Annotated in this window: 21 protein-coding genes and 1 pseudogene; 3 read left to right on the forward strand and 19 right to left on the reverse strand. The window is 69.2% G+C overall.

What is annotated here, in order from left to right; translation table 11 throughout:
• Window positions 1-85: 85 nt before the first annotated feature.
• From nuoN to ACHFFZ_RS04465, 15 genes are all read right to left on the reverse strand, one after another.
• Window positions 86-1,681, reverse strand: coding sequence for an NADH-quinone oxidoreductase subunit NuoN (gene nuoN / locus ACHFFZ_RS04395; RefSeq protein WP_394275447.1), 1,596 nt, complete (start codon window positions 1,679-1,681; stop codon window positions 86-88).
• Entirely contained in the window at window positions 1,681-3,183 is a 1,503-nt protein-coding gene (locus tag ACHFFZ_RS04400) for an NADH-quinone oxidoreductase subunit M (protein WP_394275448.1), read from the reverse strand. Before ACHFFZ_RS04400 ends, nuoN begins: the two co-directional genes overlap by 1 nt.
• A gap of 14 nt (window positions 3,184-3,197) precedes the next feature.
• Window positions 3,198-5,066: an NADH-quinone oxidoreductase subunit L gene (nuoL, locus tag ACHFFZ_RS04405; RefSeq protein ID WP_394275466.1), complete on the reverse strand. Its 1,869-nt coding sequence runs from the start codon at window positions 5,064-5,066 to the stop codon at window positions 3,198-3,200.
• Between the two features lie 52 nt (window positions 5,067-5,118).
• On the reverse strand, window positions 5,119-5,418 hold the full coding sequence (nuoK, locus tag ACHFFZ_RS04410; RefSeq protein ID WP_394275449.1) for an NADH-quinone oxidoreductase subunit NuoK: 300 nt from the start codon (window positions 5,416-5,418) through the stop codon (window positions 5,119-5,121).
• A complete protein-coding gene (locus ACHFFZ_RS04415) occupies window positions 5,415-6,224 on the reverse strand; it encodes an NADH-quinone oxidoreductase subunit J (RefSeq protein WP_394275450.1) in 810 nt (269 codons plus the stop codon). Before ACHFFZ_RS04415 ends, nuoK begins: the two co-directional genes overlap by 4 nt.
• Complete coding sequence (gene nuoI / locus ACHFFZ_RS04420) at window positions 6,221-6,826, reverse strand: NADH-quinone oxidoreductase subunit NuoI (protein ID WP_394275451.1); 606 nt, start codon at window positions 6,824-6,826, stop codon at window positions 6,221-6,223. The genes ACHFFZ_RS04415 and nuoI overlap by 4 nt, the downstream gene beginning before the upstream one ends.
• Window positions 6,826-8,166 (reverse strand): NADH-quinone oxidoreductase subunit NuoH, encoded by a 1,341-nt coding sequence (nuoH, locus tag ACHFFZ_RS04425; RefSeq protein ID WP_394275452.1) that lies wholly within the window; start codon window positions 8,164-8,166, stop codon window positions 6,826-6,828. Before nuoH ends, nuoI begins: the two co-directional genes overlap by 1 nt.
• The gene (locus ACHFFZ_RS04430; RefSeq protein WP_394275453.1) at window positions 8,163-10,586 is read right to left on the reverse strand and encodes an NADH-quinone oxidoreductase subunit G; all 2,424 of its coding nucleotides are present in this window, start codon (window positions 10,584-10,586) and stop codon (window positions 8,163-8,165) included. The genes nuoH and ACHFFZ_RS04430 overlap by 4 nt, the downstream gene beginning before the upstream one ends.
• A complete protein-coding gene (gene nuoF / locus ACHFFZ_RS04435) occupies window positions 10,583-11,935 on the reverse strand; it encodes an NADH-quinone oxidoreductase subunit NuoF (protein WP_394275454.1) in 1,353 nt (450 codons plus the stop codon). Before nuoF ends, ACHFFZ_RS04430 begins: the two co-directional genes overlap by 4 nt.
• Window positions 11,932-12,681, reverse strand: a complete 750-nt coding sequence (gene nuoE / locus ACHFFZ_RS04440; protein ID WP_394275455.1) for an NADH-quinone oxidoreductase subunit NuoE — start codon at window positions 12,679-12,681, stop codon at window positions 11,932-11,934. The genes nuoF and nuoE overlap by 4 nt, the downstream gene beginning before the upstream one ends.
• Window positions 12,682-12,796: 115 nt before the next feature.
• Window positions 12,797-14,125, reverse strand: a complete 1,329-nt coding sequence (locus tag ACHFFZ_RS04445) for an NADH-quinone oxidoreductase subunit D (protein WP_394275467.1) — start codon at window positions 14,123-14,125, stop codon at window positions 12,797-12,799.
• 11 nt (window positions 14,126-14,136) lie between these two features.
• A complete protein-coding gene (locus ACHFFZ_RS04450) occupies window positions 14,137-14,895 on the reverse strand; it encodes an NADH-quinone oxidoreductase subunit C (protein ID WP_394275456.1) in 759 nt (252 codons plus the stop codon).
• The gene (locus ACHFFZ_RS04455) at window positions 14,892-15,440 is read right to left on the reverse strand and encodes an NADH-quinone oxidoreductase subunit B (protein WP_394275457.1); all 549 of its coding nucleotides are present in this window, start codon (window positions 15,438-15,440) and stop codon (window positions 14,892-14,894) included. Before ACHFFZ_RS04455 ends, ACHFFZ_RS04450 begins: the two co-directional genes overlap by 4 nt.
• Window positions 15,441-15,467: 27 nt before the next feature.
• On the reverse strand, window positions 15,468-15,827 hold the full coding sequence (locus tag ACHFFZ_RS04460; RefSeq protein WP_394275458.1) for an NADH-quinone oxidoreductase subunit A: 360 nt from the start codon (window positions 15,825-15,827) through the stop codon (window positions 15,468-15,470).
• Between the two features lie 52 nt (window positions 15,828-15,879).
• Window positions 15,880-17,187, reverse strand: coding sequence for a geranylgeranyl reductase family protein (locus ACHFFZ_RS04465; protein ID WP_394275459.1), 1,308 nt, complete (start codon window positions 17,185-17,187; stop codon window positions 15,880-15,882).
• Between the two features lie 252 nt (window positions 17,188-17,439).
• Here ACHFFZ_RS04465 and ACHFFZ_RS04470 point away from each other — a divergent pair, with 252 nt between their 5' ends.
• Window positions 17,440-18,687 carry an isochorismate synthase MenF gene (locus ACHFFZ_RS04470; RefSeq protein WP_394275460.1) on the forward strand — a complete coding sequence of 416 codons (1,248 nt, stop codon included), beginning with the start codon at window positions 17,440-17,442 and terminating at the stop codon, window positions 18,685-18,687.
• Between the two features lie 63 nt (window positions 18,688-18,750).
• Here ACHFFZ_RS04470 and ACHFFZ_RS04475 read toward each other — a convergent pair whose 3' ends face one another.
• Together ACHFFZ_RS04475 and ACHFFZ_RS04480 are read right to left on the reverse strand one after the other, a co-directional pair.
• A complete protein-coding gene (locus ACHFFZ_RS04475) occupies window positions 18,751-20,385 on the reverse strand; it encodes a DUF6297 family protein (protein WP_394275461.1) in 1,635 nt (544 codons plus the stop codon).
• A complete protein-coding gene (locus ACHFFZ_RS04480) occupies window positions 20,382-21,035 on the reverse strand; it encodes an ATP-binding cassette domain-containing protein (protein WP_394275462.1) in 654 nt (217 codons plus the stop codon). Before ACHFFZ_RS04480 ends, ACHFFZ_RS04475 begins: the two co-directional genes overlap by 4 nt.
• 83 nt (window positions 21,036-21,118) lie before the next feature.
• On the opposite strand from ACHFFZ_RS04480, the gene ACHFFZ_RS04485 reads away from it, so the two are divergent.
• Window positions 21,119-21,814, forward strand: coding sequence for a demethylmenaquinone methyltransferase (locus tag ACHFFZ_RS04485; RefSeq protein WP_394275463.1), 696 nt, complete (start codon window positions 21,119-21,121; stop codon window positions 21,812-21,814).
• A gap of 10 nt (window positions 21,815-21,824) precedes the next feature.
• Window positions 21,825-23,549: a TM0106 family RecB-like putative nuclease gene (locus ACHFFZ_RS04490; protein WP_394275464.1), complete on the forward strand. Its 1,725-nt coding sequence runs from the start codon at window positions 21,825-21,827 to the stop codon at window positions 23,547-23,549.
• Window positions 23,550-23,604: 55 nt separating this feature from the next.
• On the opposite strand, the gene menD is transcribed toward ACHFFZ_RS04490, so the two are convergent.
• The gene (gene menD / locus ACHFFZ_RS04495) at window positions 23,605-25,260 is read right to left on the reverse strand and encodes a 2-succinyl-5-enolpyruvyl-6-hydroxy-3-cyclohexene-1-carboxylic-acid synthase (RefSeq protein WP_394275465.1); all 1,656 of its coding nucleotides are present in this window, start codon (window positions 25,258-25,260) and stop codon (window positions 23,605-23,607) included.
• Window positions 25,257-25,636: pseudogene (locus ACHFFZ_RS04500) on the reverse strand (O-succinylbenzoate synthase); the annotation flags it as partial. The pseudogene ACHFFZ_RS04500 and the gene menD, both read right to left, overlap by 4 nt.

The following is a 25,636-nucleotide window of genomic DNA, read 5'->3' on the forward strand; positions in this document are numbered from 1 at the left end:
CCCATGCACCCCATGGGTCCCGAGACGGGACTGGCCCCGCACCCTTCAGGGTGCGGGGGCAGTGCCGGTTGAGCTGTTCGGCAGATCAGCGCAGGAAGACCGAGGCCTGCGCCGCAAGGTCGAGCAGCGGACCGCTCCACACGCCGAGCCCGACGGTGCCGATGGCTCCGATCAGCACGACCAGCCAAGTCATCCAGGAGGCACCGACCACCTCCACCTGCTCGTCGGCGGGTTCCCGGAAGAACATCACCACGATCATGCGGATGTAGAAGAAGGCCGTCACCAGGCTGAACAGGATGGCCAGGGCCACCAGCCAGGCATAGCCGCCCCGCCAGGCGGCGGTGAAGGCAACCAGCTTGCCGACGAAGCCCGCGGTGGGCGGGATGCCGGCGAAGCTCAGCAGGAAGAGGGTCATCATGCCACCCAGGAGCGGGTTGCGGCGGCCCACGCCCTGCCACGCGGCCAGGCTCGTCGCCTCGCCACCGGCCTTGCGGACCATCGTCACCAGGGCGAAGGCGCCCAGCGTCGACAGGCCATAGGCGGTCAGGTAGAACAGCACCGAGGCGGTGGAGCCGATGCCCCCGACCGGCAGGCCGGTGACCGCGGTGCTGGTGCCGACGATCGCGACCAGCAGGAAGCCGGCGTGGGCGATCGAGGAGTAGGCAAGCATGCGCTTGACGTCGGTCTGGGTCAGGCCGATGACCGCGCCGACGGCCATGGTCAGCACCGCCAGGCCGGCGAACAGCGGCTGCCAGTCCCATCGGGCCCCACCGAGAGCGACGTAGAAGACGCGCATCAGGGCCACCACGGCGGCGAACTTGGTGCAGATGGCCATGAAGCCGGTCACGGGCGTCGGGGAGCCGGTGTAGACATCCGGCGTCCACGAGTGGAAGGGAGCCGCACCGAGCTTGAACAGCAGTCCGGCGCTGACCAGGGTCAGGCCGGCCAGCAGCAGGCCACGGCCCTCGACACCGGCGGTGATGGCCGCGTCGATGCCACGCATCTCGAAGGAGCCGGAGAAGCCGTAGAGCAGCGCCGCACCGTAGAGGAACATCGCGCTGGACAGCGAACCCAGCAGGAAGTACTTCAGGGCTGCCTCCTGGCTGAGCAGGCGACGGCGACGTGCCAGACCGGCCAGCAGGTAGAGCGGCAGCGAGAAGATCTCCAGCGAGACGAACATCACGATCAGGTTGTTCGCCGAGGCGAACAGCATCATGCCGAAGAGGCTGAACAGCAGCAGCGGGAAGACCTCGGTGTGCTCGGCACGCGCCGCGACGGCCTCGCGCTCGAGCTGTGACCCGGGCACCGAGGCGCCCATCGGGGTGAACTGGGACTGCCCACCCGAGACCTTGCGCTCGGCAAACAGCAGCGCGGTCATCAATCCGAAGACCAGCAGCGCCGCCCACAGGAAGTAGGTGGGGCCGTCGATGGCCAGCGAGCCGACGCCAGCCAGCCGGCGGTCACCGATCATCCAGTTGCGCACCAGCAGGACCAGCGCCGCGAGCAGTGTCACCGCGGTGACGATCAGCTGCGCCCCGTAGCGGGGACCCTGCTTGCTGGTGGACTCCACGATCATGGCCAGGCAGGCGCCGACCAGGACGAGGATCAGCGGCGCCAGCAGGCGGTACTCGAGCATCGGCGGCGCGATCTCGAGGGGAACCATCGTCGCGAGGTGGATCATCACTTGGCTCCCTTCACGACCGGAGCCGGATCAGTCATGCCAACCTGGGCCATGGTGTCCTTCACGGTGTCGTTGGTGACCTGGAGCATGGGGTTGGGCAGGAAGCCCAGACCCAGCAGCAGGACGACGAGCGGGGCAAGGACTGCCTTCTCCCGCGCGCCGAGGTCATTGTTGGTGAAGTGCTGCTCGGCCTGCTCGGTGACCGGGCCGGTCATCGTGCGCTGGTAGGCCAGCATCACGTAGAGGGCCGCGAGCACGGTGCCCAGGGTGGAGACCGCTGCCAGCACCGGGTGGCGCTGCCAGGTGCCGGCCATCACCATGAACTCGCTGATGAAGCTCGACGTGCCCGGCAGGGCCAGCGCCGACAGGCCGGAGAACAGGAACATGCCGGCCGCGACGGGGGCAAGCTTCTGCACGCCGCCGAAGGCGGTGATGTCGGCCGAGCCGCGGCGACGGATCAGGTAGCCCACCGCCAGGAAGAGCGCGGCGGTGGAGAAGCCATGGTTCAGCATGTAGAAGATCGTGCCGTTCATCGACTGGCTGGTGAAGGCGAAGATGCCCATCACCATGAAGCCGAAGTGGCTGATCGAGGTGTAGCTGACCAGTCGCAGCAGGTCCTTGGCGCCGATGGCCATCAGCGCGCCGTAGATGATCGAGACCACCGCGAGCACCAGCACCACCGGCGTGGCCCAGCGGCTGGCCTCGGGGAAGACCGTCAGGCACAGCCGGATCATGCCGAAGGTGCCGATCTTGTCGAGGATGCCGACGAGCAGGGTCGAGGCACCCGGGGTGGCCTGTTCGGCGGTGTCGGGCAGCCAGGTGTGCACCGGCACCATCGGGGCCTTGATGGCGAAGGCGATGAAGAAGCACAGCCACAGCCAGCGGCCGGAGCTGCCGGCAATGTCCAGGGCGGCCAGGTCGCTGATCAGCAGGCTGGGGGTGCCCTGGCCTGCGGCGTGGACACCCAGGCCGATGATGCCGATCAGCATCACCAGTCCGCCGGCCAGCGAGTAGAGCAGGAACTTCAGCGCTGCCATCGCCCGTCGGGGACCGCCCCAGCCACCGATGAGGAAGTACATCGGGATCAGGGTGGCCTCGAAGAAGATGTAGAACAGCAACGCGTCGGTGGCCATGAAGACCAGCAGCGCGAGGCCCTCCAGGACCAGTGCCAGCGCGAAGAAGCTGGTGGTGGACCAGGTGCCGGGCTGGTCGCCCACGTGCCACTCGGCGAGCAGCACCACCGGGACCAGGATCACGGTGAGCAGGACCAGGGCCTTGGCCATGCCATCCAGCCCGAGGGCGTAGTGGGCACCGATGGACTCGATCCACAGGTGCTGCTCGGCGAGGTCACCGGAGCTGAAGAAGGCCATCAGGCCGAGTGCCAGGGTGGCCAGGCTGATGCCCAGTCCCAGCACCCGTCCCGCGGAACCCTTCACGAAGAAGAGGATCAGGCCACCGACCAATGGCACCAGGGCCAGCGCGGTGAGCAGGGGGAAAGTCATCGTTACTCCTCCCCTCAGGCCAGCTGGCCGAGGATCAGTGCGCAACCCACCAGGACCGCGCCAGCGACCATGGTGAGTGCGTAGCTGCGGACGTAGCCGTTCTGCAGCTTGCGGACGGCAGTGGAAAGGCCACCCAGCGCGGTGGCGGAGCCCATGACGGCACCATCCACGACGGAGCGGTCGACGACGCCGGTGAGGCCCACGAGCTTCTCGGCGGGTCGAAGGACGACGGCCTCGTTGAAGGCGTCACCGTAGAGGTCATTGCGACCGGCCAGCACGAAGGGGCTGTCGGAGGCGGGCTGGTAGGCGGGGATGTCCTTGCGGAAGAAGAACCAGCCGAGCAGCACGCCGAGCGCGACGACGGCCATGGTGATCCAGCCGACCGTGGTGACGTGGAAGAGCGAGGGTGCATGGTGCACCTCGGCACCGGTGGCCGGGGCCAGCCAGTCGCCGATCCAGTTGTTCATCAGCAGGCCGGCCACGATGGACAGGATCGCCAGGATGACCAGCGGGATGGTCATGGTGGCCGGGGACTCGTGCGGGTGCACGCCCTTGAGCCAGCGCTTGTCGCCGAAGAAGGTCATCATCATCAGGCGCGTCATGTAGAAGGCGGTCACCAGGGCACCCAGCAGGGCCAGGCCACCGAAGATCGGCGACTTCTCGAAGGCTGCCTCGATGATGTGGTCCTTGGAGAAGAAGCCCGAGGTGAAGGGGAAGCCGATGATCGCCAGGTAGCCCATCGCGAAGGTGAGGAAGGTGATGGGCATCGCCTTGGACAGCGCACCGAAGTGGCGCATGTCGACATCGTCGCTCATCCCGTGCATCACCGATCCGGCACCCAGGAACATGTTGGCCTTGAAGAAGCCGTGGGTGACCAGGTGGAAGATCGCGAAGGCGGCACCGATGGGGCCAAGCCCGGCCGCGAGCATCATGTAGCCGATCTGGCTCATGGTGGAGCCGGCCAGCACCTTCTTGATGTCGTCCTTGCTGGTACCGATCCACGCGCCGAAGAGCAGCGTGATCGTGCCGATCACCGCGACCGCCAGCTGCGCGGTCTGGGTCTGCTCGTAGACGTGGTGGCTGCGCACCACCAGGTAGACGCCGGCGGTGACCATCGTGGCCGCGTGGATCAGGGCCGAGACGGGGGTGGGGCCCTCCATGGCGTCCAGCAGCCAGGCCTGCAGCGGGAACTGCGCTGACTTGCCGCAGGCCGCCACCAGCAGGAAGAGGCCGATCGCGGTGGCCCAGCCCGGCGACAGCTGGGCAGCGTTGGCGTTGACCTCGGCGAAGGAGGAGCTGCCGAAGCGGGCCAGCATGGTGAAGATGGCCATCATCAGGCCGAGGTCACCGATGCGGTTCATCACGAAGGCCTTCTTGCCGGCCAGCGCCGCGGAGGTGCGGTGCTGCCAGAAAGAGATCAGCAGGAAGGAGGCCAGGCCGACGCCCTCCCAGCCGAAGAAGAGGGTCAGGTAGTTGTCGCCCAGGACCAGGACCAGCATGGCGGCCACGAACAGGTTCAGATAGGCGAAGAAGCGACGGCGACGCTCGTCGTGGGCCATGTAGCCGATCGAGTAGATGTGGATCAGCGATCCGACACCGGTGATCAGCAGCACGAACAGGATGGACAGCTGGTCGACCAGCAGGCCGACGGTCATGTTCCAGTTGCCCTGGCTGAACAGGGTCCACAATGTGTGGCCGACGGCGCGCTCGCCGGGCTCGGCCATCAGCATCTCACCGAACAGGCAGGTGCCGATCGCGAAGGACCACAGCACGGCAGCGGTGGCCAGCAGGTGGCCCCACTTGTCGGCGATGCGGCCGGACAGCAGCAGGAAGGCTGCCACCACGGCGGGCACCGCGATCATCGTCCACGCGTAGCGGAACATTCCGCTCGCGGCGACGGGTGTGACGATCTCGAGAAGATTCACCGATGCCCCCTCAGAACTTCAGCAGGTTTGCGTCGTCGACCGAGGCCGAGCGTCGGCTGCGGAAAATGGTCACGATGATCGCCAGTCCCACCACGACCTCCGCGGCGGCGACGACCATCACGAAGAAGGTGGCCACCTGCCCCTCGAGGTTGCCGTGGACATGGGAGAAGTTGACCATCGCCAGGTTTGCCGAGTTGAGCATGAGCTCGATCGACATGAAGGCCACCAGCGCATTGCGTCGCAGCAGGAAGCCCAGGACTCCGATGCTGAACAGGATTGCGCTCAGGACCAGGTAGTAGTTCGGGTTCATTCCCGACCCTCCTCTGCCTTGACGGACTCGATGGCGGCGAAGGCCTCGGTGGTCGGGGCAGCCAGCTGCTCCGGGTTCGAGACGACGCCACGGCCTGCCATCGCGGCCGGCACCGAGTTCTCGGCCACCGAACCGTCCGGCAGGAGGGCCGGCGACTGCACCGCATTGCTGCGGGCGTAGACGCCGGGGCTCGGCATGGGGCCCGGGTGCACGCCGTCGGTGGCGTAGCGGCGGATGCGGCTGGCGCGGCTGCCGGCCTGGCGCACCTTGGGACGCAGCTCCTCGTGGTGGGCCAGCACCATGGCGGCGATCGCGGCGGTGATCAGCAGTGCGGCGGCCGCCTCGAAGATCAGCACGTACTTGGTGAAGACCAGCGCGGCCAGGCTCGGCACATTGCCGCCCTCGACCGCGTGGGCCTCGTCCAGCCCCAGGGGCTGGCCGTTGATGGCACCACCGACGGCGACGACCAGCAGGGACGCGAAGCCGAGGAAGGCCAGCACCGAGGCGACGCGGTGGCCGCGGATGGTCTCGACCACCGAGTCGGTGGTCGAGATGCCGACCAGCATCAACACGAACAGGAAGAGCATCAGGATGGCGCCGGTGTAGACGATGATCTGCACCACGAAGAGGAAGGGTGCGTCGAGGGAGGCGTAGAGCCCCGCCAGCGAGATCATCATGGCAGCAAGCCAGATGGCGGAGTGCACGGGCCGGCGAGAGAGCACCATACCCAGGGCCCCCAGCACCGCGATCGGTGCGAGGACCCAGAAGGCGACCGCCTGGGCGGCCACGAGCGGGACGAGAGTCATCGGGTCACTCCCCCGTGGTTGGTCTGGTCCTGGCCAAGGGCCCGGGTGGCCTCGGTGGCCGCGCCGGCGGGGCCGGTGCGCACGTCGGGCTGCCCGGTGGCGGGAAGGCCCAGGAAGTAGTCCTTCTCGTCATCACCCAGCCGGCGCGGGTGCGGCGGCTGCTCCATGCCGGTCAGCAGAGGGGCCAGCAGGCGGTCCTTCTCGTAGATCAGCACCTCGCGGCTGCGATCGGCGAGCTTGAACTCATTGGTCATCGTCAGGGCACGCGTCGGGCAGGCCTCGATGCACATGCCGCAGAAGATGCAGCGCAGGTAGTTGATCTGGTAGACGCGGCCGAAGCGCTCGCCCGGGCTGAAGCGAGCATCCTCGGTATTGTCTGCGCCCTCGACGTAGATGGCGTCGGCAGGGCAGGCCCAGGCGCACAGCTCACAGCCGACGCACTTCTCCAGGCCGTCGGGCCAGCGGTTGAGCTGGTGCCGACCATGGAAACGGGGTGCGAAGACCTTCTCCTTGCCGTTCTGCGGGTAGCCCTGGGTGAAGGTCTTGCGGAACATGGTGCGGAAAGTGATGCCGAATCCGGCCCACTGCTCGAAGAGGCCCATCAGGCTTCAGCTCCGTTCTTGATCGTCTCGCGGTCCTCGCCGACCGGCTCGGCGCGCACCAGGCGCGACCGTCCGGGCAGCTCCTGACCGGGCATCGGGGGCACCGGGTATCCGCCGGCAAAGGCGTCGAAGTCGACCGCCGGGTCGTCGGTCGCATCCGTCGCATCACTGCCACCCATGAAGATCCAGGCCACCAGGCCGATGGCGGCCAGACCCAGCAGTGCGGCGAAGGCGATCCGGATGCTACCGGTGGCGCCCATGGTCGCCTTCAGCAGGGTGACACACATGATCCAGGCCAGGCTGATCGGGATCAGGCGCTTCCAGCCGATGCCCATGAACTGGTCATAGCGGAAGCGGGGCAGCGAGCCTCGGCACCAGATCAGGCAGAAGATCATCACTTGGGTCTTCAGGAAGAACCACAGCAGGCCCCACCAGCCCTGGTCGATGGCGCCGATCATGTTGAAGGGGAAGGGCGCCCGGTAGCCACCGAAGAAGAGGGTGACGGCCAGTGCGCTCAGGGTGGCCATGTGGATGAACTCGGCCAGGTAGTAGGTGCCGTACTGGAAGCCGGTGTACTCGGTGGAGTATCCACTGACCAGCTCCTGCTCGCACTCCGACAGGTCGAAGGGCGGAGTGTTGGACTCGGCCAGGATCGAGATGAAGTAGACGCAGAAGGCCGGGAAGAGCAGCAGCGCGTACCAGCTGGGCAGCGGCACGTCGACGCCGAAGACGTTGAGGTGCATGGCCTGCGCCTCGACGATCTGCGAGGTGCTCATGGTGCCCGACATCAGGAAGACCGAGACCAGCGACAGGCCCATCGCAACCTCGTAGGAGATCATCTGGGCGCTGGCGCGAAGGCCACCGAGCAGCGAGTAGGAGTTGTCGGAGGACCAACCGGCCAGCACCAGGCCATAGACGGCCATGGAGCCGGTGGCCAGGGTGAACAGCACCGCGATGGGCATGTCGGTGACCTGCAGGTTCGTGGTGTGGCCGAACATGTTCACCTCGCCGGCCAGCGGGATCACCGCCCACGGGGCGAAGGCGCAGATGCCGGCGATGACCGGGGCCAGGCTGAAGACCAGCCGGTCGGTGCCCTTGGGGATGAAGGTCTCCTTGAACAGAAGCTTCATGCCGTCACCGATGGCCTGGCCCATGCCGTTGATGAAGGCCGTGTTCATGACCGGGCCGATGCGGTTCTGCATCTTGCCCAGCACGCGACGCATGAACCACACGTTGAACAGGCACCACAGGAGCTGCAGCATGAAGACGCCGACCACCTTGATCAGCACGATCCACCAGGGATCGGGACCGAAGATCGACGAAGAGTTGAGTGGCGTCATGCCACACCTCCAACCGTTGAGGAGCGAACTGCGCTTGCTTCGAGGCGCACCGGCTGGCCCAGCTGGGCCCTCAGCGCGTCATGGGTGGCCGGGGCCGAGTTGGCCGGCAGCCAGACGACGTCGTCGACCATCTGCGCCTCGACGACGACCGGCAGCTCGATGCTGCCGCTCTCGGTGCTGATCCGCACCAGCCCGCCGGGCACCAGGCCGTGGGCGGCCGCCGTGAGTCCGGAGACCCGGGCCACGGGCAGCGGTGCGGTCTCGTTGACGTGCACCGCACCGTCGAGGCCGCGGGAGCCGTCGAGCAGCAGTCGCCAGCTGTCCAGCAGCACCCCGGCGGGGGCCTGCTGGGGCTGGACCGGGGCGAGCACCCCGCGGGCACCCTCCCAGTCGCGCAGCTCGGCGAGCTCGGCGGCGGCCTGGGTGGCATTGCGGAAGCCCAGGTCGGAACCCATCGCGTCGGCCAGGGCGGCCAGCACGCGGATCTCGGTCATCGGGGCATTGTTCTGCTTGCGCACCACCTGCACCGGGCGCACCCGGTGCTCCCAGTTGGTGAACGACCCTGCCTGCTCCTCCAGCAGGGCCACGGGCAGCACCACGTCTGCGCGCTCGCTCACCTCGGACAGGCGCTGCTCGAGGCTGAGCACGAAGCCCGCCTGCTCCAGCGCCGCGCGGGCACCGGCGGGGTCGGACAGGTCGGCGAGCTCGACACCGGAGACCACCAGCGCGCCCAGACGGCCGGTGGCGGCGGCCTGGAGCATCTGGTCGGTCGACAGACCCACCTGGCTGGGCAGCCGGTCGACACCCCATGCGGCCTGCAGGTCGACCCGGGCGCTGACGTCGTGCACCGGACGGCCACCCGGCAGCAGGTTGGGCAGGCAGCCCGCCTCGATGGCACCCATGTCTCCTGCGCGCCGCGGGATCCAAGCCAGACGGGCAGCCCCGGCGAGCTGGACGGCCACCGACAGCAGGCCGCCGGACTGCGCCGCGCGCTCCCCCACCAGCACGATGGTGTCGGCGTCGAAGGGCTCGTCGTGGGCCAGCTGGGCCAGCGCCTGCGCCTCGGAGCCGGGCAGGGCGGGAACCAGGCGGGCCCCCATCTTGACCGAGCCGCGCGACAGGTGCGTGCCGACGCTCAGGACCTCCAGCTTGCGCTTGCGGAAGGCCTTGCGCAGACGCAGGAAGACGATCGGGCTCTCGTCCTCGGGCTCGAAGCCCACCAGGACGACCTTCTTCACATTCTCCAGGTCGGCATAGGTGACCGACTCCCCCAGCGTGCGCCCGGCGACCTGGGCGGCCAGGAAGTCGGCCTCCTCGGCGCTGTGCGGGCGGCTGCGGAAATCGATGTTGTTGGTGCCCAGCACACCGCGGGCGAAGCGGCTGTAGGCGTAGGCGGTCTCGTTGAGCAGACGTCCACCGGTCAGCACACCGACGCTGCCGGCGGCGGCACGCAGGCCGGCGACCGCCGCGTCGATGGCCTCGGGCCAACTGGCGGGCTCCAACACCCCACCACGGCGCACCAGCGGGGTGGTCAGGCGGTCAGCCTGGCGGGCCGACAGGAAACCGAAGCGGCCCTTGTCACAGTTCCACTCCTCGTTGACCTCCGGGTCGAGCCCGGCGAGGCGGCGCTTGACCTGGTAGTGCCGGTGGTCGACGCGCAGCTCGCACCCGGCCGCGCAGTGCTCGCAGCTCGTGGTGGTGCTGACCAGGTCGAAGGGGCGGCTCTGGAAGCGGTAGTCGGCGCTGGTCAGGGCCCCGACCGGGCAGATCTGGATGACATTGCCGCTGAAGTAGGAGTCGTAGTCGTGCTCGCCGTCGGTGTTGATCTGGCTGAAGGCACCCCGCTCCTGCAGGTTGATGAAGGGATCACCCGAGATCTGGGAGCTGAAACGGGTGCAGCGCTGGCACAGCACGCAGCGTTCACGGTCCAGCAGCACCAGCTTCGAGATGTTGATCGGCTTCGGGAAGGTGCGCTTGGCGCCCTCGTAGCGGCTCTCACCGCGGCCGTGGCTCATGGCCTGGTTCTGCAGGGGGCACTCGCCGCCCTTGTCGCAGATCGGGCAGTCGAGCGGATGGTTGATCAGCAGGAACTCGAGCATGCCCTCCTGGGCCTTGGCCACGACCTCGCTGCTGGCGGCCGTCTGCACCTTCATGCCCGGCATCACCGTGGTGGTGCAGGCAGCCGAGGGCTTCATCGGACGGCCATTGCCGGCGTCGGGGATGTCGACCAGGCACTGGCGGCAGGCGCCGGCCGGGTCGAGCAGCGGATGGTCGCAGAAGCGCGGGATCTCGATGCCCACCGTCTCGGCGGCGCGAATGATCAGCGTTCCCTTGGGGGCGCTCATCTCGATGCCGTCGATGGTGAAGCTGACCTCGTCGGGCTTGGCGACCGGGGCGGTCTTGTCGGTGTCGACGCTCATGCGTGTACTCCAGGGTTCTCGTCCGCACGGCGCGGGGCCGTGGGGGCGCCGGGATCGGCGAACAGGGCGCTCTTCTCGTAGGGGAACAGTTCCCATGCCGGGGTGTGGTAGCCGGCCTCGAACTCGCTGCGGAAGTGCTTGATCGCGCTCTGGACGCAGGCAACCGCGCCGTCGGCCAGGGTGCAGAAGGACTTCATCGACATGTTGCCGGTGATGTCCAGGAGCTTCTCGATGTCGCCGGGCTGCGCGGTGCCCTGCTCGAAGTTGCGCAGGGTCTGCACCAGCCACCAGTTGCCCTCGCGGCAGGGGGTGCACTTGCCGCAGGACTCGTGCTTGTAGAACTCCACCCAGCGCAGCGTGGTGCGCACCACACTGGTGGTCTCGTCGAAGCACTGCAGGGCCTTGGTGCCCAGGATCGACCCGGCGCCCTGGACGGCCTCGTAGTCGAGCGGCACGTCCAGGTGCTCGGCGGTGAAGATCGGGGTCGACGAGCCGCCCGGGGTGAAGAACTTCAGCTGGTGGCCCTCACGGATGCCACCGGAGAGCTCCAGCAGCTGGCCCATCGTGATGCCCATCGGCGCCTCGTACTGGCCGGGGTGCTTCACGTGGCCCGAGACGGAATAGAGCGTGTAGCCATTGCTCTTCTCGGTGCCCATGTGGGCGAACCAGTCCTTGCCGTGCTCGATGATGCTGGGCACGGAGCTGATCGACTCCACATTGTTCACCACGGTCGGCGAGGCGTACAGGCCCGCGACGGCCGGGAAGGGCGGGCGCAGGCGGGGCTGGCCACGTCGTCCCTCCAGGGAGTCGAGCAGCGCCGTCTCCTCGCCGCAGATGTAGGCGCCGGCACCGGCATGGACGATGATGTCCAGGTCGTAGCCGGTCCCCAGGATGTTCTTGCCCGCATAGCCGGCCGAGTAGGCCTCGCGCACGGCCTGCTGGACGCGACGAATCACGTGCAGCACCTCGCCACGGATGTAGATGAAGGCCGTGTGGCAGTTGATCGCATAGGAGCTGATGATCATGCCCTCCACCAGGGTGTGGGGGCTGGCCATCATCAGCGGCATGTCCTTGCAGGTGCCCGGCTCCGACTCGTCGCCGTTGACGACGAGGTACTTCGGGTTCGGGTTGTCCTGCGGGACGAAGGACCACTTGAGGCCGGTGGGGAAGCCGGCGCCGCCACGTCCGCGAAGACCCGCGTCCTTGACGGTGTTGACGACCTCGACGGGCTCCATCGCCAGCGCCTTGCGCAGCGCGGAGTAGCCGCCCTGGCGCTCGTAGTTGGTGATCTTCCAGGACCGGTCGTCGGCCCAGTTGCGGCTGAGCACCGGGGTGAGCATGTCGGTCACTTCGCCTCCTCCTCGATGGTCGGGGCAGGAACCTCGGCGGCCGTCGGGGCACGCCATCCCTGCTCCTGGGCGATGCGCAGGCCGCGCAGCGACGGCTCGCCGGCGCTGGGGCCCTCGTCGGCACGGCCGTCGGGGAAGCCAGCGAGCACGCGCTCGGCCTCCTTCCAGCTGGTGATCGTCGCGCCACGGGTGGAGCGGACCTCACGTCCCTCGGCCAGCGCGTCGATCAGCTCGTCGGCCTTCTCGGGGGTCATGTTGTCCATGAACTCCCAGTTGACCATCATCACCGGGGCGAAGTCGCAGGCCGCATTGCACTCCAGGCGCTCCAGCGAGAACTTGCCGTCCGGGGTGGTCTGGCCCTCGGAGATGCCGAGCTTGCGCTCCATGCAGCCCAGCAGGATGTCGCCACCCATGACGGCGCAGGTGGTGGTGGTGCACACGCCGACGTGGTGGTGGCCTGCCGGGCGCCTCTTGTACATGGTGTAGAAGGTCGCCACGCCGGTCACCTGGGCCTGGCTCATGCCCAGCAGCTCGGCGCTGATGCGCACGCCTGCCGGGGAGATGCGACCGTCCACGGACTGCACCAGGTGCAGCATCGGCAGCAGGGCCGAGTGCGGCTGGGGGTAGCGCGCCGCGATGGCGCGCATCTCCTCGATGGTCTGCTCGGTGATGTTGGTGGACTCGTCGTCGCGGTCGACGCCGCTGGTGGCGTCGGAGAAGTGCGACTGAAATTCGTGGCCGCTCATGCGGTGGCCTCCTTGGTCTGTCCGCTCACGCGTGCGGCCGGGGTGCGGACGGTGCTGCGCGCGAGTACTGCGGGGGGTGACAGGGGGGTCGTCCCCCCTGCTGTGGAGCGGGTGGTCATCGATCCACACCGCCCATGACGGGATCGATGGAGGCCAGGGCCGGGATCACGTCGGAGAGCATGCCGCCCTCCATCAGCGCCGGGATCGCCTGCATGTGGTTGAAGCCTGGATCGCGCAGGTGGGCGCGGAAGGGGCGGGTGCCACCGTCCGAGACCAGGTGCATTCCCAGCTCGCCACAGGGGTTCTCGATGGCGGTGTAGACCTGGCCCGCCGGAACCTTGAAGCCCTCGGTGACGATCTTGAAGTGGTGGATCAGCGCCTCCATGGACTCGCCCATGATGTGCTTGATGTGCTCGTGGGAGTTGCCCTGACCGTCGGGGCCCAGTGCCAGCTGCGCCGGCCACTTGATGTGCGGGTCCTCGACCATCACCGGCTGCCCGGCCGTGGCCTCCAGCCTGGTGATGACCTGCTTGAGGATGCGCACGGACTGGTTCATCTCCTCCAGGCGGACCCGGAAGCGGCCGTAGCAGTCATTGCTGTCCCAGGTGGGCACGTCGAACTCGTAGTCCTCGTAGCCACAGTAGGGCTGCGTCTTGCGCAGGTCCCAGGGGTAGCCGGTGGCGCGCAGCGCCGGGCCGCTGACGCCCAGCGCCATGCAGGCGGTGAGGTCGAGGGTGGCCACGTCGCACATGCGGGCACGGAAGACGGGGTTGGCATTGCAGAAGCCGGCCAGCTCGGGCAGGTACTTCTCCATCCGCTGCACCAGGGCCCGCAGGCGGTCCAGGCCGTCCTCGGGCAGGTCCACGGCCACGCCACCGGGACGGATGTAGGCATTGTTCATGCGCAGGCCCGTGACCGCCTGGAGGAATTCCAGGGTGATCTCGCGCTCGCGCAGGGCCACCTCGGCCACCGAGGAGGCGCCGAGCTCCAGGCCACCGGTGCCGACGGCGATCAGGTGCGAACCGATCCGGTTGACCTCCATGGCCATCACGCGCAGGATGTCGGCGCGCTCGGGGGCCTGGATGCCGAGCAGCTTCTCGACGCCCAGGCAGTAGACGGCCTCGTTGAAGATGCTGGCCACGTAGTTGGCACGAGTGATGTAGGTCACGCCCTGGGTCCAGGTGCGGTATTCCATGTTCTTCTCGATGCCGGTGTGCAGGAAGCCGATGCCGGGACGCACGGACTTCACGGTCTCGCCGTCCAGCTCCATCACCATGCGCAGCACGCCGTGGGTCGACGGGTGGTGCGGGCCGAAGTTGATGACGATCGTCTCGTCACTGCGGTCGGCCTGCTCGGCGACGATGGAGTCCCAGTCATTGCCCTGGGACATGTAGACGTGGTCGACGGGGGTGCTGTCGCCGCCGGCGTACAGGTCCTCGTTCATGGCGTGGCTCATCAGTAGCTCCTGCGCTGGTCCGGCGGGGGCACCGTCGCACCCTTGTACTCGACGGGGATACCACCCAGGGGGTAGTCCTTGCGCTGCGGGTGCCCGACCCAGTCGTCGGGCATCAGCACGCGGGTGAGGCCGGGATGACCGTCGAAGATGATCCCGAACATGTCCCAGGCCTCGCGCTCGTGGTAGTCGGCCATCGGCCAGGTGGCCACCACCGAGTCGACGTGCGGGTGTCCGTCGGGAAGGGTGACCTCGAGCCGGATCCGTCGGTTGTGGGTGATGGACAGCAGCTGGTAGACCACGTGCAGCTCCTCGCCCTGCTGGGCGGGGTAGTGCACGCCCGAGACGGTGCTGCAGACCTCGAAGCGCAGCTCCGGGTCGTCACGCAGCTGGCGGGCCAGGGCGGTGAGCTTCTGCGGCACGACGAAGAAGGTGATCTCGTCGCGGTGGATGATCACACGTCCGGTCGAGAAGCCGGGAACCAGCTCCTCCATCCGGTCGGCGACCTGGTCGAACCAGCCGCCGTAGGGGCGCTGGACGACACCGGGCGCCTCGATGGTGCGCTGCATGCCGGCATAGCCGGAGGTGTCGGGCGAGCCCGAGCCCCACATGCCCTCGGTCTGCTTCAGCACGTAGGCACCGTCCTGGTGCAGGGTGACCGGGGCGTTCGGCGTGGGCTGGGCGTCCTCGCGCTCGACGCCGCCCTTGGGGGCGGCCTCGGGCGAGCGGACCGGCTCGTCGATGGTCTTGTCGTCGCTCATCGCATGAGGCCCTTCATCTCATGGGTGGGGGTGGCCACCAGGGCGGCCTGCTCATTGCGCTCGTGCGTGCGCTCCACGTTGCCCAGCAGCGGGGTGTGCTGGATGTCCTTGCGCAGCTTGAAGATGGCGTCGATCAGCTGGTCCGGGTTGGGCGGGCAGCCGGGCAGGTAGTAGTCGACCGGCACGATGTGGTCGCAACCCTGCACGATCGCGTAGTTGTTGAAGATGCCGCCCGAGGAGGCGCAGGCGCCCATCGAGATGACCCACTTGGGATTGGGCATCTGGTCGTAGAGCTGGCGTACGACCGGGGCCATCTTCTGACTCAGTCGTCCCGACACGATCATCAGGTCGGCCTGGCGCGGGGAGGCGCGGAAGACCTCATGGCCCCAGCGCGAGGCGTCGTGGCGCGGGCCGCCGTAGGAGATCATCTCGATGGCGCAGCAGGCCAGGCCCATCGTCAGCGGCCAGAAGGAGGTCTTGCGCAGCCAGCCAACCACCGCCTCGGATGAGGCGAGCAGCACGCTGCCGTCTTCGTCGTGGCTCATATTGCTTTCCCTTCGTTTCGCTGGGTCTCAGTCCCAGTCCAGACCGCCGCGGCGGTAGACGTAGAAGTAGGCGACCAGCACGGTGGCCATGAACAGCAGCATCTCCACCACGGCGAAGGTTCCCAGCCTGTTGAAGCTGACCGCCCACGGGTAGAGGAAGACGATCTCGATGTCGAAGATGATGTAGAGCATCGCGATCACGTAGTACTTGACCGGGAAGCGACCGCCACCGCTCGCCTGGGGCGTCGGGTCGATGCCGCACTCATAGGTCTCGTGCTTCGCCCGGTTGATGCGGGTGGGGCTGAACAGCAGGTTCAGCCCGACCATGACCAGGACGAAGAGCGCAGCCAGTACTGCCAGTCCGACGATCGGAATGTAGGGATTCATGCCCTGACGCCCTTCCTTGGGGATGCTGTGGTGGTGCTGTTCCGGCTGGTCGTCATGCCTTGGGTGCCAGTCGGGTGAGGGTGTTGATGATGTGGTCGTCCAGATCGCCGCCCCGGCGATCGGTGAGGTTGGCCAGCAGCTTGTGCACCAGCTTCATCAGCCGGCGCCGCGGCAGGCCGTACTTGATGCACACGTGCATCACGGCGGGCTTGCCGATCAGCCATGCGAAGACGTGCCCCAGCCGGAAGTACCCACCAAAGGCGCTCTCCAACTGCGAACTGTAGCCCTCGAGTGCCTTCTCGGCGGCGCTGGATCCCATGCCGCGGGCATGGGCCTGGGCGATCGCGTCGGCAGCCAGCTCGGCGGCCTCCAGGGCGTAGTCGATGCCCTCCCCGTTGAAGGGGTTGACCATGCCGCCGGAGTCGCCGACCAGCAGCAGGCCCTTGGCATAAGCAGGCTTGCGGTTGAAGCCCATCGGCAGCGCGGCACCCCGAATCGGGGTCAGCCGGTTCTCCTCGCGCAGCTCCCACTCGGCCGGGGTGGCCTCGAGCCAGCGGCGCATCAGATCCTTGTAGTCGGTCTTGCCGAAGGCCTCGGAGCTGTCGAGCATGCCCAGTCCGACGTTGACCACGCTGCGGCCCTGGGCGTCGACGCCCATGGGGAAGATCCAGCCATAACCCGGCAGCACGTCGGACTTGCCGGGCTCGCCGTCCCACAGTTCCAGCCAGGACTCCATGAAGTCGTCATTGCCGCGAGGGCTCACGTAGTAGGCCCGCACGGCCACGCCCATCGGGCGCTCGTCGAGCTTGTGCACGCCCATGGCAACGCCCAGGCGGGAACTGACGCCGTCGGCGGCCACCACGACCGGGGCCATGAAGCGCCGTCCGTCCTTGGTCTCGACACCGGTGATGCGTCCGTCGCCATCCAGGACCGGTGCGCTGACGTTGGCACCCTCGACGAGCTCTGCCCCGAGGGAGGCGGCATGGCGGGCGAGCTTCTCGTCCAGGTCCATCCGGGCGCAGGTGAGGCCGAAGTCGGGGAAGTCGGTGAGCTCGGGCCAGGGCATGAACAGGTCGGTGCCCTCGTCCACCTGGGAGGCGCCGCCGTAGATGCGCAGACCCTCGTTGCGGTGGAAGCCATTGGCCTCGCTGATGTCGACGCCGAGCTTGACCAGGGCGCGCACGGCACGGGGGGTCAGGCCGTCGCCGCAGATCTTGTCGCGCGGGAAGGTGGCCTTCTCCAGCAGTACGACGTCCAGGCCCCGGCGGGCCAGGTGTGCGGCGGTGGCCGATCCACCCGGTCCGGCGCCGACGACGATGGCGTCCGCGCGGCGAATGGCGTCAGGCGCGTCGACCGACATCTACCCTCCTGTTGTTCGTCTGCACTCCACCCGGTGGGCAGGCAGCAGAAGACGCCCGGGGAAGTGTGGTCACGAGCTGAGTCTAGGGTCTTGCGCGCCCGGTGTCCCAACCGACCCCCAGATGCCCTCGACTCGGCCCCCACAAGGCGGAACAGAATCGGTTTAGGGCATCACTTGCTTACTTAATTCGACCCCAAGGGTGGCTGCCCGCGCCTTTTTCGCCCCGGGCCGTCGACTGGATAGCATGCCGGGGTGATCGTCAACCCAGGCTCCGAGCGACTGCGTGCCCGCACCGTCGCCATCGACGACCCCGGAAACCTGGAGAGGTTCCTCCCCGACGGCCCGGCCCAGGCCTTCCTGCGCCGCGGCGACGGCGTCATCGGCATCGGCGAGGTCGCCCGCTTCACCACCGACTCCCCGGAGGCCGCCGACGTGTGGTGGCAGCAGTTCGCCGAGGAGGTCGAGAACGAGACCGAACTCCTGGGTGTCTCCGGTACCGGCCCCATCGCCTTCGGCTCCTTCAGTTTCGACGGTGACCGGTCCAATGAACCCTCCGTGCTCGTGGTGCCCGAGGTCGTCCTGGGCCGCCGCCGCGGCAAGGCCTGGATGACCCGCATCGGCCACGGTGACGTGACCGACCGGATGCCCAAGGTGCAGCCCGACCCCACCCCGCCCGGCCGGGTCGAGCTGGTCGACGGGACCCAGGACGCCGAGCGCTGGTGCGAGAGCGTCGCCGAGGCCGTGCGCCTGATCCGCGAGGGCGGCGTGGAGAAGATCGTGCTGGCTCGCGAGATGCTGGCCCGCGCCGAGTCCCCGATCGACCCGCGATGGCTGGTCGGCCAGCTGGTCAACCGCTACCGCGACTGCTGGACCTACCTGGTGGACCGCACCGTCGGCGCCTCGCCCGAGATGCTGGTGCGCACTGAGGGGGGCCTGGCCACCTCGCGCGTGCTGGCCGGCACCATCCGTCGCCCCTATGCCGCCGACGCCTCGCAGCTGGCCACCACGCTCAGTGGCTCGATGAAGGACCTGCGCGAGCACGAGTACGCCGTCGAGTCCGTCGCCGACGCGCTGGAGAGCTGGTGCTCGGGCATGAACGTGCCCGACGCGCCCTATGTGCTGGAGCTTCCCAATGTGCTGCACCTGGCCACTGACATCACCGGAGTCGTGACGCCCGGCACCTCGTCGCTGGCGCTGGCCGCCGCCCTGCACCCCTCGGCTGCCGTCTGTGGCACGCCCACCCCGGTGGCACGTGAGCTGATCAGCGAACTCGAACAGCTCGACCGCGGCCACTACGCCGGGCCGGTCGGGTGGATCGACACCCAGGGCGACGGCGAGTGGGCGATCGCCCTGCGCGGCGGACAGCTCAGTGCCGTCGACCCCCACCAGATGCAGCTCTTCGCGGGCTGCGGGATCGTGCGCGACTCGGTTCCCGAGGAGGAACTCACCGAGACGCTGGCCAAGTTCACGCCGATGCGGCAGGCGCTCACCGGCGAGTGAGACGCCGGCGCGTCGGCCCAGGGCTGGCGCCTGCCGCCACCGGCTGGCGGCCCTGGTGGACCATCAACGCCGGGTGGCGCCACCCTTCTTGGCCTCGGCCAGCATCCGCTCCTGCTCCTCCTTCTGGGCCGCGATCTCGTCGGGGTCCAGCCCGCCCATCCGCAGGATGGACCAGGCGAGCGCGGCGATGACCAGGCTGATCCACGGCGAGAGCCCGAAGACCACCGGCAGGGTGATCAACACGACCATGTCGAAGCCGCGAACCAGGTTCGTGGCCAGACCCGGAGGCAAGGCACCGGCACTGGTGGAGACCATCGGACCGGAGTAGTCGGGCGGCTTGGCCGCCACCCAGCGGAAGGCGGCGATGAAACCGGCCACACCGCAGACCAGCGCCACCAGCGGGGTCCGGGCCTGCGGGGCAGGATCTGAGGTGCCGGCCCCCAGGAAGGCGGGCAGCACGGCCAGGCTCCACGCACCGGCCAGGATGCCGGGCAGAATGCTCGCGGCACCGCGCAGCTGGCTGGTGCTCCACGGGAGGCACCGGGCCAGGCCCTTGGACCTGGTGAGCACACGAAGGCTGGCGAAGAAGGGCACCAGGGCCGCCATCAGCACGATCGCCGAGATGGCCGCATTCAACCGGCCCAGGCCCAGCGCCGAGACGGCATAGGGGACCACGGCGGAGACGGCCAGCAGGAAGAGCGGGCGGGGAAAACGGATCGCGCGCTGGACGTCGCGCCAGAACAGTGCAGTGGTACCCAGACCACGGCCGCGCGTGGCGCGCACGTGACCGCGCTCGACGGCCTCCCGCTCCACCAGGATGTCGCGCATCAGGCCCAGGTCGAGCCCGAACATGGCGCCCTGCAGGCCACTGGCCATCGAGCCGCCGGCCATCAGGCGGGCGCGGCGGATGCCGCCCAGACGGGCCCTGGCCACCAGGCCGGCCACCACGAGCAGCACCAGACCCAGCGCGGCCACCAGGGCCGGCAGTTCGAGCGCGAGCATGTCGCCGGGGCGGTAGTCGAGGTGTCCGGTGGCGGTGGCGATGACCGCCAGCATGGTGCCGAGGCCCGCCAGTCCGGCCAGGCCCTGCAGGGCCCGCACCGTCCAGGTGCGCTCCGCTCCCTGCTCCGCCGCGGCGAAGGCCACCAGCCCGCCTGCACCCAGACCGCAGGCACCGCTCCAGGCCAACACCCCGGCTGCCGAAGAGCCGGTCAGGGCCGCCACCAGCGCACCGAGCACCAGCCCACCGGCCACCGCCAGCGCCACGGCCAGCACGAGCCGTCGGGCCAGCAGGCGGGAACGCCGGATTGGTGAGTCCATCAGCCAGAAGCCCTCCGCGGCGCTGGCGAGCACCGGACCGAAGATGCGGCAGGCGGCCAGCGCCATGGCGAGCACACCGGCCAGTGCTGCCCAGGGCAGCAGGGAACGGCCCGAGGTGCAGCCGGCCGTCTCGCAGCTGGCCGCCATCCGCTGGGCCTCGCGGATGGTGTTGACCAGCATCGCGCCGATCATCACCAGCGCGAAGACCATCACGTAACCGTCCCCGAGCAGGCGCGAGAGGGGACGGTTGGCACGGCCCTTGCGCCAGTCCCCCACCAGCAGGCGCAACTGCTTCTCGTCGACCTCCACGTCCGAGGACAGCGGCGTGGCGACGTCCGCTGCGTCGTCGAGGACCCGGTCCGCGCGCTGGGCGCTCATCCGCGCGGCCCGCCCAGCTCCACGATGCGGGCGCCGACGGCCTCCACCAGGGAGGGCTCGTGGGAGGCCATCACGACGGCCAGCCCGTCGTCGAGGTCGGCGCGCAGGCGGCGGCCCAGCCAGGCGACACCCTCCACGTCGAGGCGCGCCTCGGGCTCGTCGAGCACCAGCAGCTTACGGGGGCGCACGAAGGCTGTGGCCAGGGCCAGGCGCCGGCGCTGGCCGGAGCTCAGGGTGCCGGGCAACTGGGCTGCCTGCGGAACCAGCTGCACCTCGTCGAGGACCTCGTCGACGATCGCGTCGGGGTCGTGGAGGCCATGGGCGCGGGCCAGTAGGTCGAGGTGCTCCACGACCGACAGGTCGGGGAAGAAGTCGAGGTCGTCGATGACGGTGGCCACATTGCGGCGGATCTCGGGGTCGGTCTCGCGCATCCGCAGCCCGCAGACCTCGACGCTGCCGCTGGTGGGGCGGTCGGCGCCGATGATGCAGCGCAGCACGGTGGACTTGCCGGCGCCATTGCGCCCCGTCAGCGCGACCGCCTCCCCCTCGGCCACCTTCAGGTTGAAGCCGTCGACGATGACGTGGTCCCCATAGGACCGGGTGAGATCTGTGACCTTGAGGACGGTCTTGCGCGATGCCATGGCCCCCATTGTGCGCCATCGGTGACCGGGCGCCGGACCGTGGGCGCCGCTCGGCATCGGGAACTGTCGGCGGCTCGTGGAAGAATGACTGCGTGTTCGAGACCCGTGCCACCCTTGCCAAGCGCCGCGCCGACGTCGCCCAGATGTTCGACGGCGTCGCCCAGCGCTACGACCTGATGAATGACGTCATGACCTTCGGCCTGCAGCGCCAGTGGCGCCGCGATGTGGTCGAGGCCGTCGACCCGAGGCCCGGTCAGCTGGTGCTCGACCTTGCCGGCGGCACCGGCACCTCGGCTGCCACCTTTGCCGCGGAGGGCGCCGAGGTCTTCCCCACCGACCTGAGCCTGGGCATGCTTCGCGTGGGGCGGGAGCGCCAGCCCGGGCTGCAGTTCGTCGCCGGTGACGCGCTGCAGCTGCCCTATGCCGACGACACTTTCGACACCGTGACGATCAGCTACGGCCTGCGCAATGTCGAGGACACCTCGGGCGCCCTGGCCGAGATGCTGCGCGTCACCCGTCCCGGCGGCCAGGTGGTGATCTGCGAGTTCAGCAAGCCCACCAATGGGGCCTTCGGCTTCGTCTACGAGCAGTGGCTGCCGCGCGCCATCCCGGCACTGACCAGGTTCTCCAGCAATCCGGCTGCCTATGGCTACCTCTTCGAGTCGATCCTGGCCTGGCCGGCCCAACAGGAACTGGCCGAGATGATGGACCAGGTGGGATGGAAGGCCGTCGGCTGGCGCAACCTGAGCCACGGCATCGTCGCCCTGCACCGCGGCTGGAAGGCCTGAGCCCACGTCGATGGAGATCCTGCTCGACCCCTATGCGGCGCGATCCTGCCCGGTCAAGACCCACAACCGTCATGACCGGACCGTCGAGCGACCCCGCAGCCAGCCAGACGAGGCGCTCACCGAGCTCTTCGCCGGTGGCAGGACCTTCGGCGGCGAGGTGCTGGAGCTCTTGTCCGCAGGCAAGGACGTGGCCGACCTGCGCGGGGTCGACGACCCGGCCGAGGCCGAACGGCTCACCCTCGAGGCCCTCGCGGCGGGACGCGCCGTCGTGCTGTGTCCCCGCCTGCCCGACGATCCGGTCGGGCACCGCACCGGCAGCCCTGACGCCCTGGTGCGCTCCTGCACGCTCGACGACACCGGCCATGGCTACCGTGCGGTGGAGGCCAAGCGGCACCGGGTGCAGGAGATGGGCCACGGCGAGCACCCCTGCCACTGGAGCCCGCTGGCCGACCCCACCACGGAATCGGTGGCCTGGCAGATGACGATCAAGGCCTCGCGCGAAGCCGACCTGCTGCAGTTGGCCCACTACTGGCGGCTGCTGGAGGCCTGCGGCCATGCCGATCCGTCGATGGTCGCGGGCCTGGTGGGCACCGACCACGTCGAGGGCCACGCGGGCCTGGTGGTCAGCTGGGTGCAGCTGGACCGCAAGATGATCCGCACCTATTCGCGCACCGCGGCCACCGGCTGGAAGCTGCGCAGCCCCATGGAGCGCTACGAGCACGAGTTCGGCTTCCGATTGAAGGTGGCGCAGGTGGCTGCACGCCGCACCGGTGCTGTCGACGACCCCCGCCCGATGGTCCAGCCGATCGTGATCCGCGAGTGCGAGCAGTGCACCTGGTGGGAGGCGTGCAAGCCGCAGCTGGACGACGACGACCTGAGCCTACGGATCAGCAAGTCGCCGCTGGACGTGCGCGAGATCAGCGTGCTGCGCAGCCACGGCATCAATACCCTGGCCGATCTGGCCGATGCCGATGTCGAGTCCCTGATGGACAGCTACCTGCCCGAGGTGGGCCACCGCAGCGGCGCCGACTCGCGGCTGCGGCTGGCCGCGCGGCGCGCCTCGCTGATGCTCGCCGGGGTGCAGCTGGAGAGGCTGGCGACCGATCCGGTGGACCTGCCCGAGGCGAGCCTCGAGATCGACCTGGACATCGAGACCTCCGCGGCGGACCGCGTCTACTTGTGGGGATTCCTGGTCGACGACCGCACCCGCTCGGGCGAGCCCTACTACAAGTCCTTCTCGCGCTTCGCCGAGATGGACAATGCCGCCGAGGTGGCACTGGCCGCCGAGGCGATCACCTGGCTGGACACGATGCTGCGGCTGCACCCCGATGCGCGGGTCTACCACTACTCCGACTACGAGGTGGTGCACCTGCTGCGCCTGGCCGAGCGCTGCTCCAAGCCTGAGGTACTGGCCGCGGCCCGACGGGTGCGACGCCACTTCGTCGACCTCTTCGACCTGGTCAAGGGCCACTTCTTCGGCACCCATGGGCTCGGGCTCAAGGTGGTTGCCCGTTCGGGGCCCGGCTTCGAGTGGCGCGACGAGGACCCGGGCGGCCTGAACTCGCAGGCCTGGTTCCGCGAGGCCGTCCAGGACCAGGACCCAGAGGTGCGCGAGCGGGCCCGCACCCGGGTGCTGGAGTACAACGAGGACGACGTGCGAGCCACCCACCAGGTGCGGGCCTGGCTGCGGACCCTCGACGAGGCCAAGCCGGACGCGGGCGTCCCCCAGTCCTGAGGTCGGGGCGACCTGGCCCTCGCCCACCGGACCCGCGGGTCCATCACCCGCCGGTTCAGAGCCCGGCGACGCGCTGGGCCCAGGCGCGGCGCCCGTCACGGGCCACCGGGACCACGAGCACTTCGGGGCCGCGCACCGGCACCCGCAGCCGCTGGCCCAGCTCCTCCAGGTCTCTCACCGTGGTGGCCTTCCAGCCATGGGCGGCGGCCAGGGCGGCCAGGTCTGCCTGGTGCGGCGTGCCGAAGACCTTCTCGAAGCTGGCCTCGTGCTGCTCGCCGCCCTGCTCCAAGCTGTGGAAGATGCTGCCGCCGCGGTCGTCGAGCACCACCAGCCGCAGCCGCGGCTGCTCCTCCAGGCTCCCCAGCCACAGCCCGCCGCAGTCGTGCAGGAAGGTGAGGTCGCCCAGCAGGCAGGTGACGGGCTCGTCGAGGCCCAGGCCGATCCCGGCCGCGGTGGAGATGACCCCGTCGATCCCTGCCAGGCCACGGTTCGCAAAGACGCGGGTGGCCGCCTCCGGATCCTGGTAGAGGGCATCGGGCACCGGGGCGAGGTCCGCGTCGCGGATCGGGTTGGACGAGCCCAGCACCAGCACCTGCCCGGCGGTGCGCTCCACCACCAGCGCGGCCACGGCATGGCCGGTGGGCTCCGGCTCCTCACCGGACTCGGGGCGTGATGCCAGCCCCAGGCGGGTCTGCAGGTCGCAGTCGGCGGTGAGCCAGCGGTTGAGCCAGTGCTCGTCGGGAGCGGGGGCGAGGTCGACGTCGCCCACGACGCGGCAGGCGCGCATCCCCGGGTCCGGCCAGCGCGCCCCGTCGGCGACCACGATGACCTCGACGTCCTCGCGCGACAGCAGCCGGGTGACCGGCCGGGACAGCGTGGGGTGTCCGAAGACGATCACGCGGTCGATGCGGTCGCCCAGGCCCTCCTTGCCCAGCAGCAGCCGGTAGGTGCTGACGGCCCGGCCCGCGCGGGCATTGCTGGACGGTTCTGCCAGTAGCGGCACTCCCCCGGCATGGGCCACCTGCAGAGCTCGACGGCCGACGGCAGGGCTCGCGTCCCCGGCCAGCACCACCGTGTGCCGGGCGGCGTCGAGCAGCACCGCGCGGGTGGGGGCGGCGGGCTCCAGCTGCCATGGGGTTGGCGGGGGCAGCTCTTCGTCGCTGGGCATCAGGGGCACGTCGAGGTGCAGGTTCACCTGGACCGGGCCGGGAGCGCCGGTGCGGCTGCCGGCGGCCTCGGCGAGGGCTCGTCTGAGCTGGAAGCGCCAGCTGGTGGGCTCGCCGTCGCTGGTCAGCTGCACCTGGTGGCGCACCTGGGAGGAGAACAGGCCGAACTGCGTCCCGGTCTGGTTGGCCCCCGAATGTGCCATGGTCAGGGGCCGGTCGGCCGAGAGGACCACCAGCGGCACACCGGCCTCATTGGCCTCCATCACGGCGGGAGCGAGGTTGGCCACGGCGGTTCCCGAGGTGGTGACCACCGCCACCGGAGACTCACTGGCGCGGGCCAGGCCCAGGGCCAGGAAGCCGGCGGAACGCTCGTCGATGCGCACGTGCAGGTGCAGGTCGGGGCCGTCCGCGCCCGCCTGGACCGAGGCCCGGTGCAGGGCCATCGACAGGGGCGCATTGCGGGAACCCGGCGCCAGCACGACGTGCTCGACGCCGGCCTGGCGCAGCTGTTCGACGACGCACTGGGCCAGCAGCCAGGAGCTCATCGGGTCACCAGCGATCGGGCGGCCTCGGCGGCTCGCTCGGCCCAGAACTCGACCCGATCGGTGGGCGCCTGCACCGCGACCAGCGCCTCGCGGTCGGGGGCCACCTCGCCGACCGGCAGGCACCCGTCGGCCTCGACCAGGGGCCGGGAGCACACGTCGCCCTCGAACAGGACCAGGGTGTTGAGCCCGCAGGCATGGGGCAGCTCGGGCAGGGCCGCGGCCAGGGCGACCCCCATCCGGATGCCGATGCTCGTCTCGAGTGCGGAGCTGACCACCACCGGCATTGCCAGGTCCTCGGCCAGCTGCAGGCAGCGGCGCACTCCTCCGAGCGGCTGCACCTTGAGCACGGCCACGTCGGCGGCCTCCAGGCGACATT

The sequence above is a fragment of the Luteococcus sp. genome (assembly GCF_043424415.1).
Lineage (GTDB): Bacteria > Actinomycetota > Actinomycetes > Propionibacteriales > Propionibacteriaceae > Luteococcus.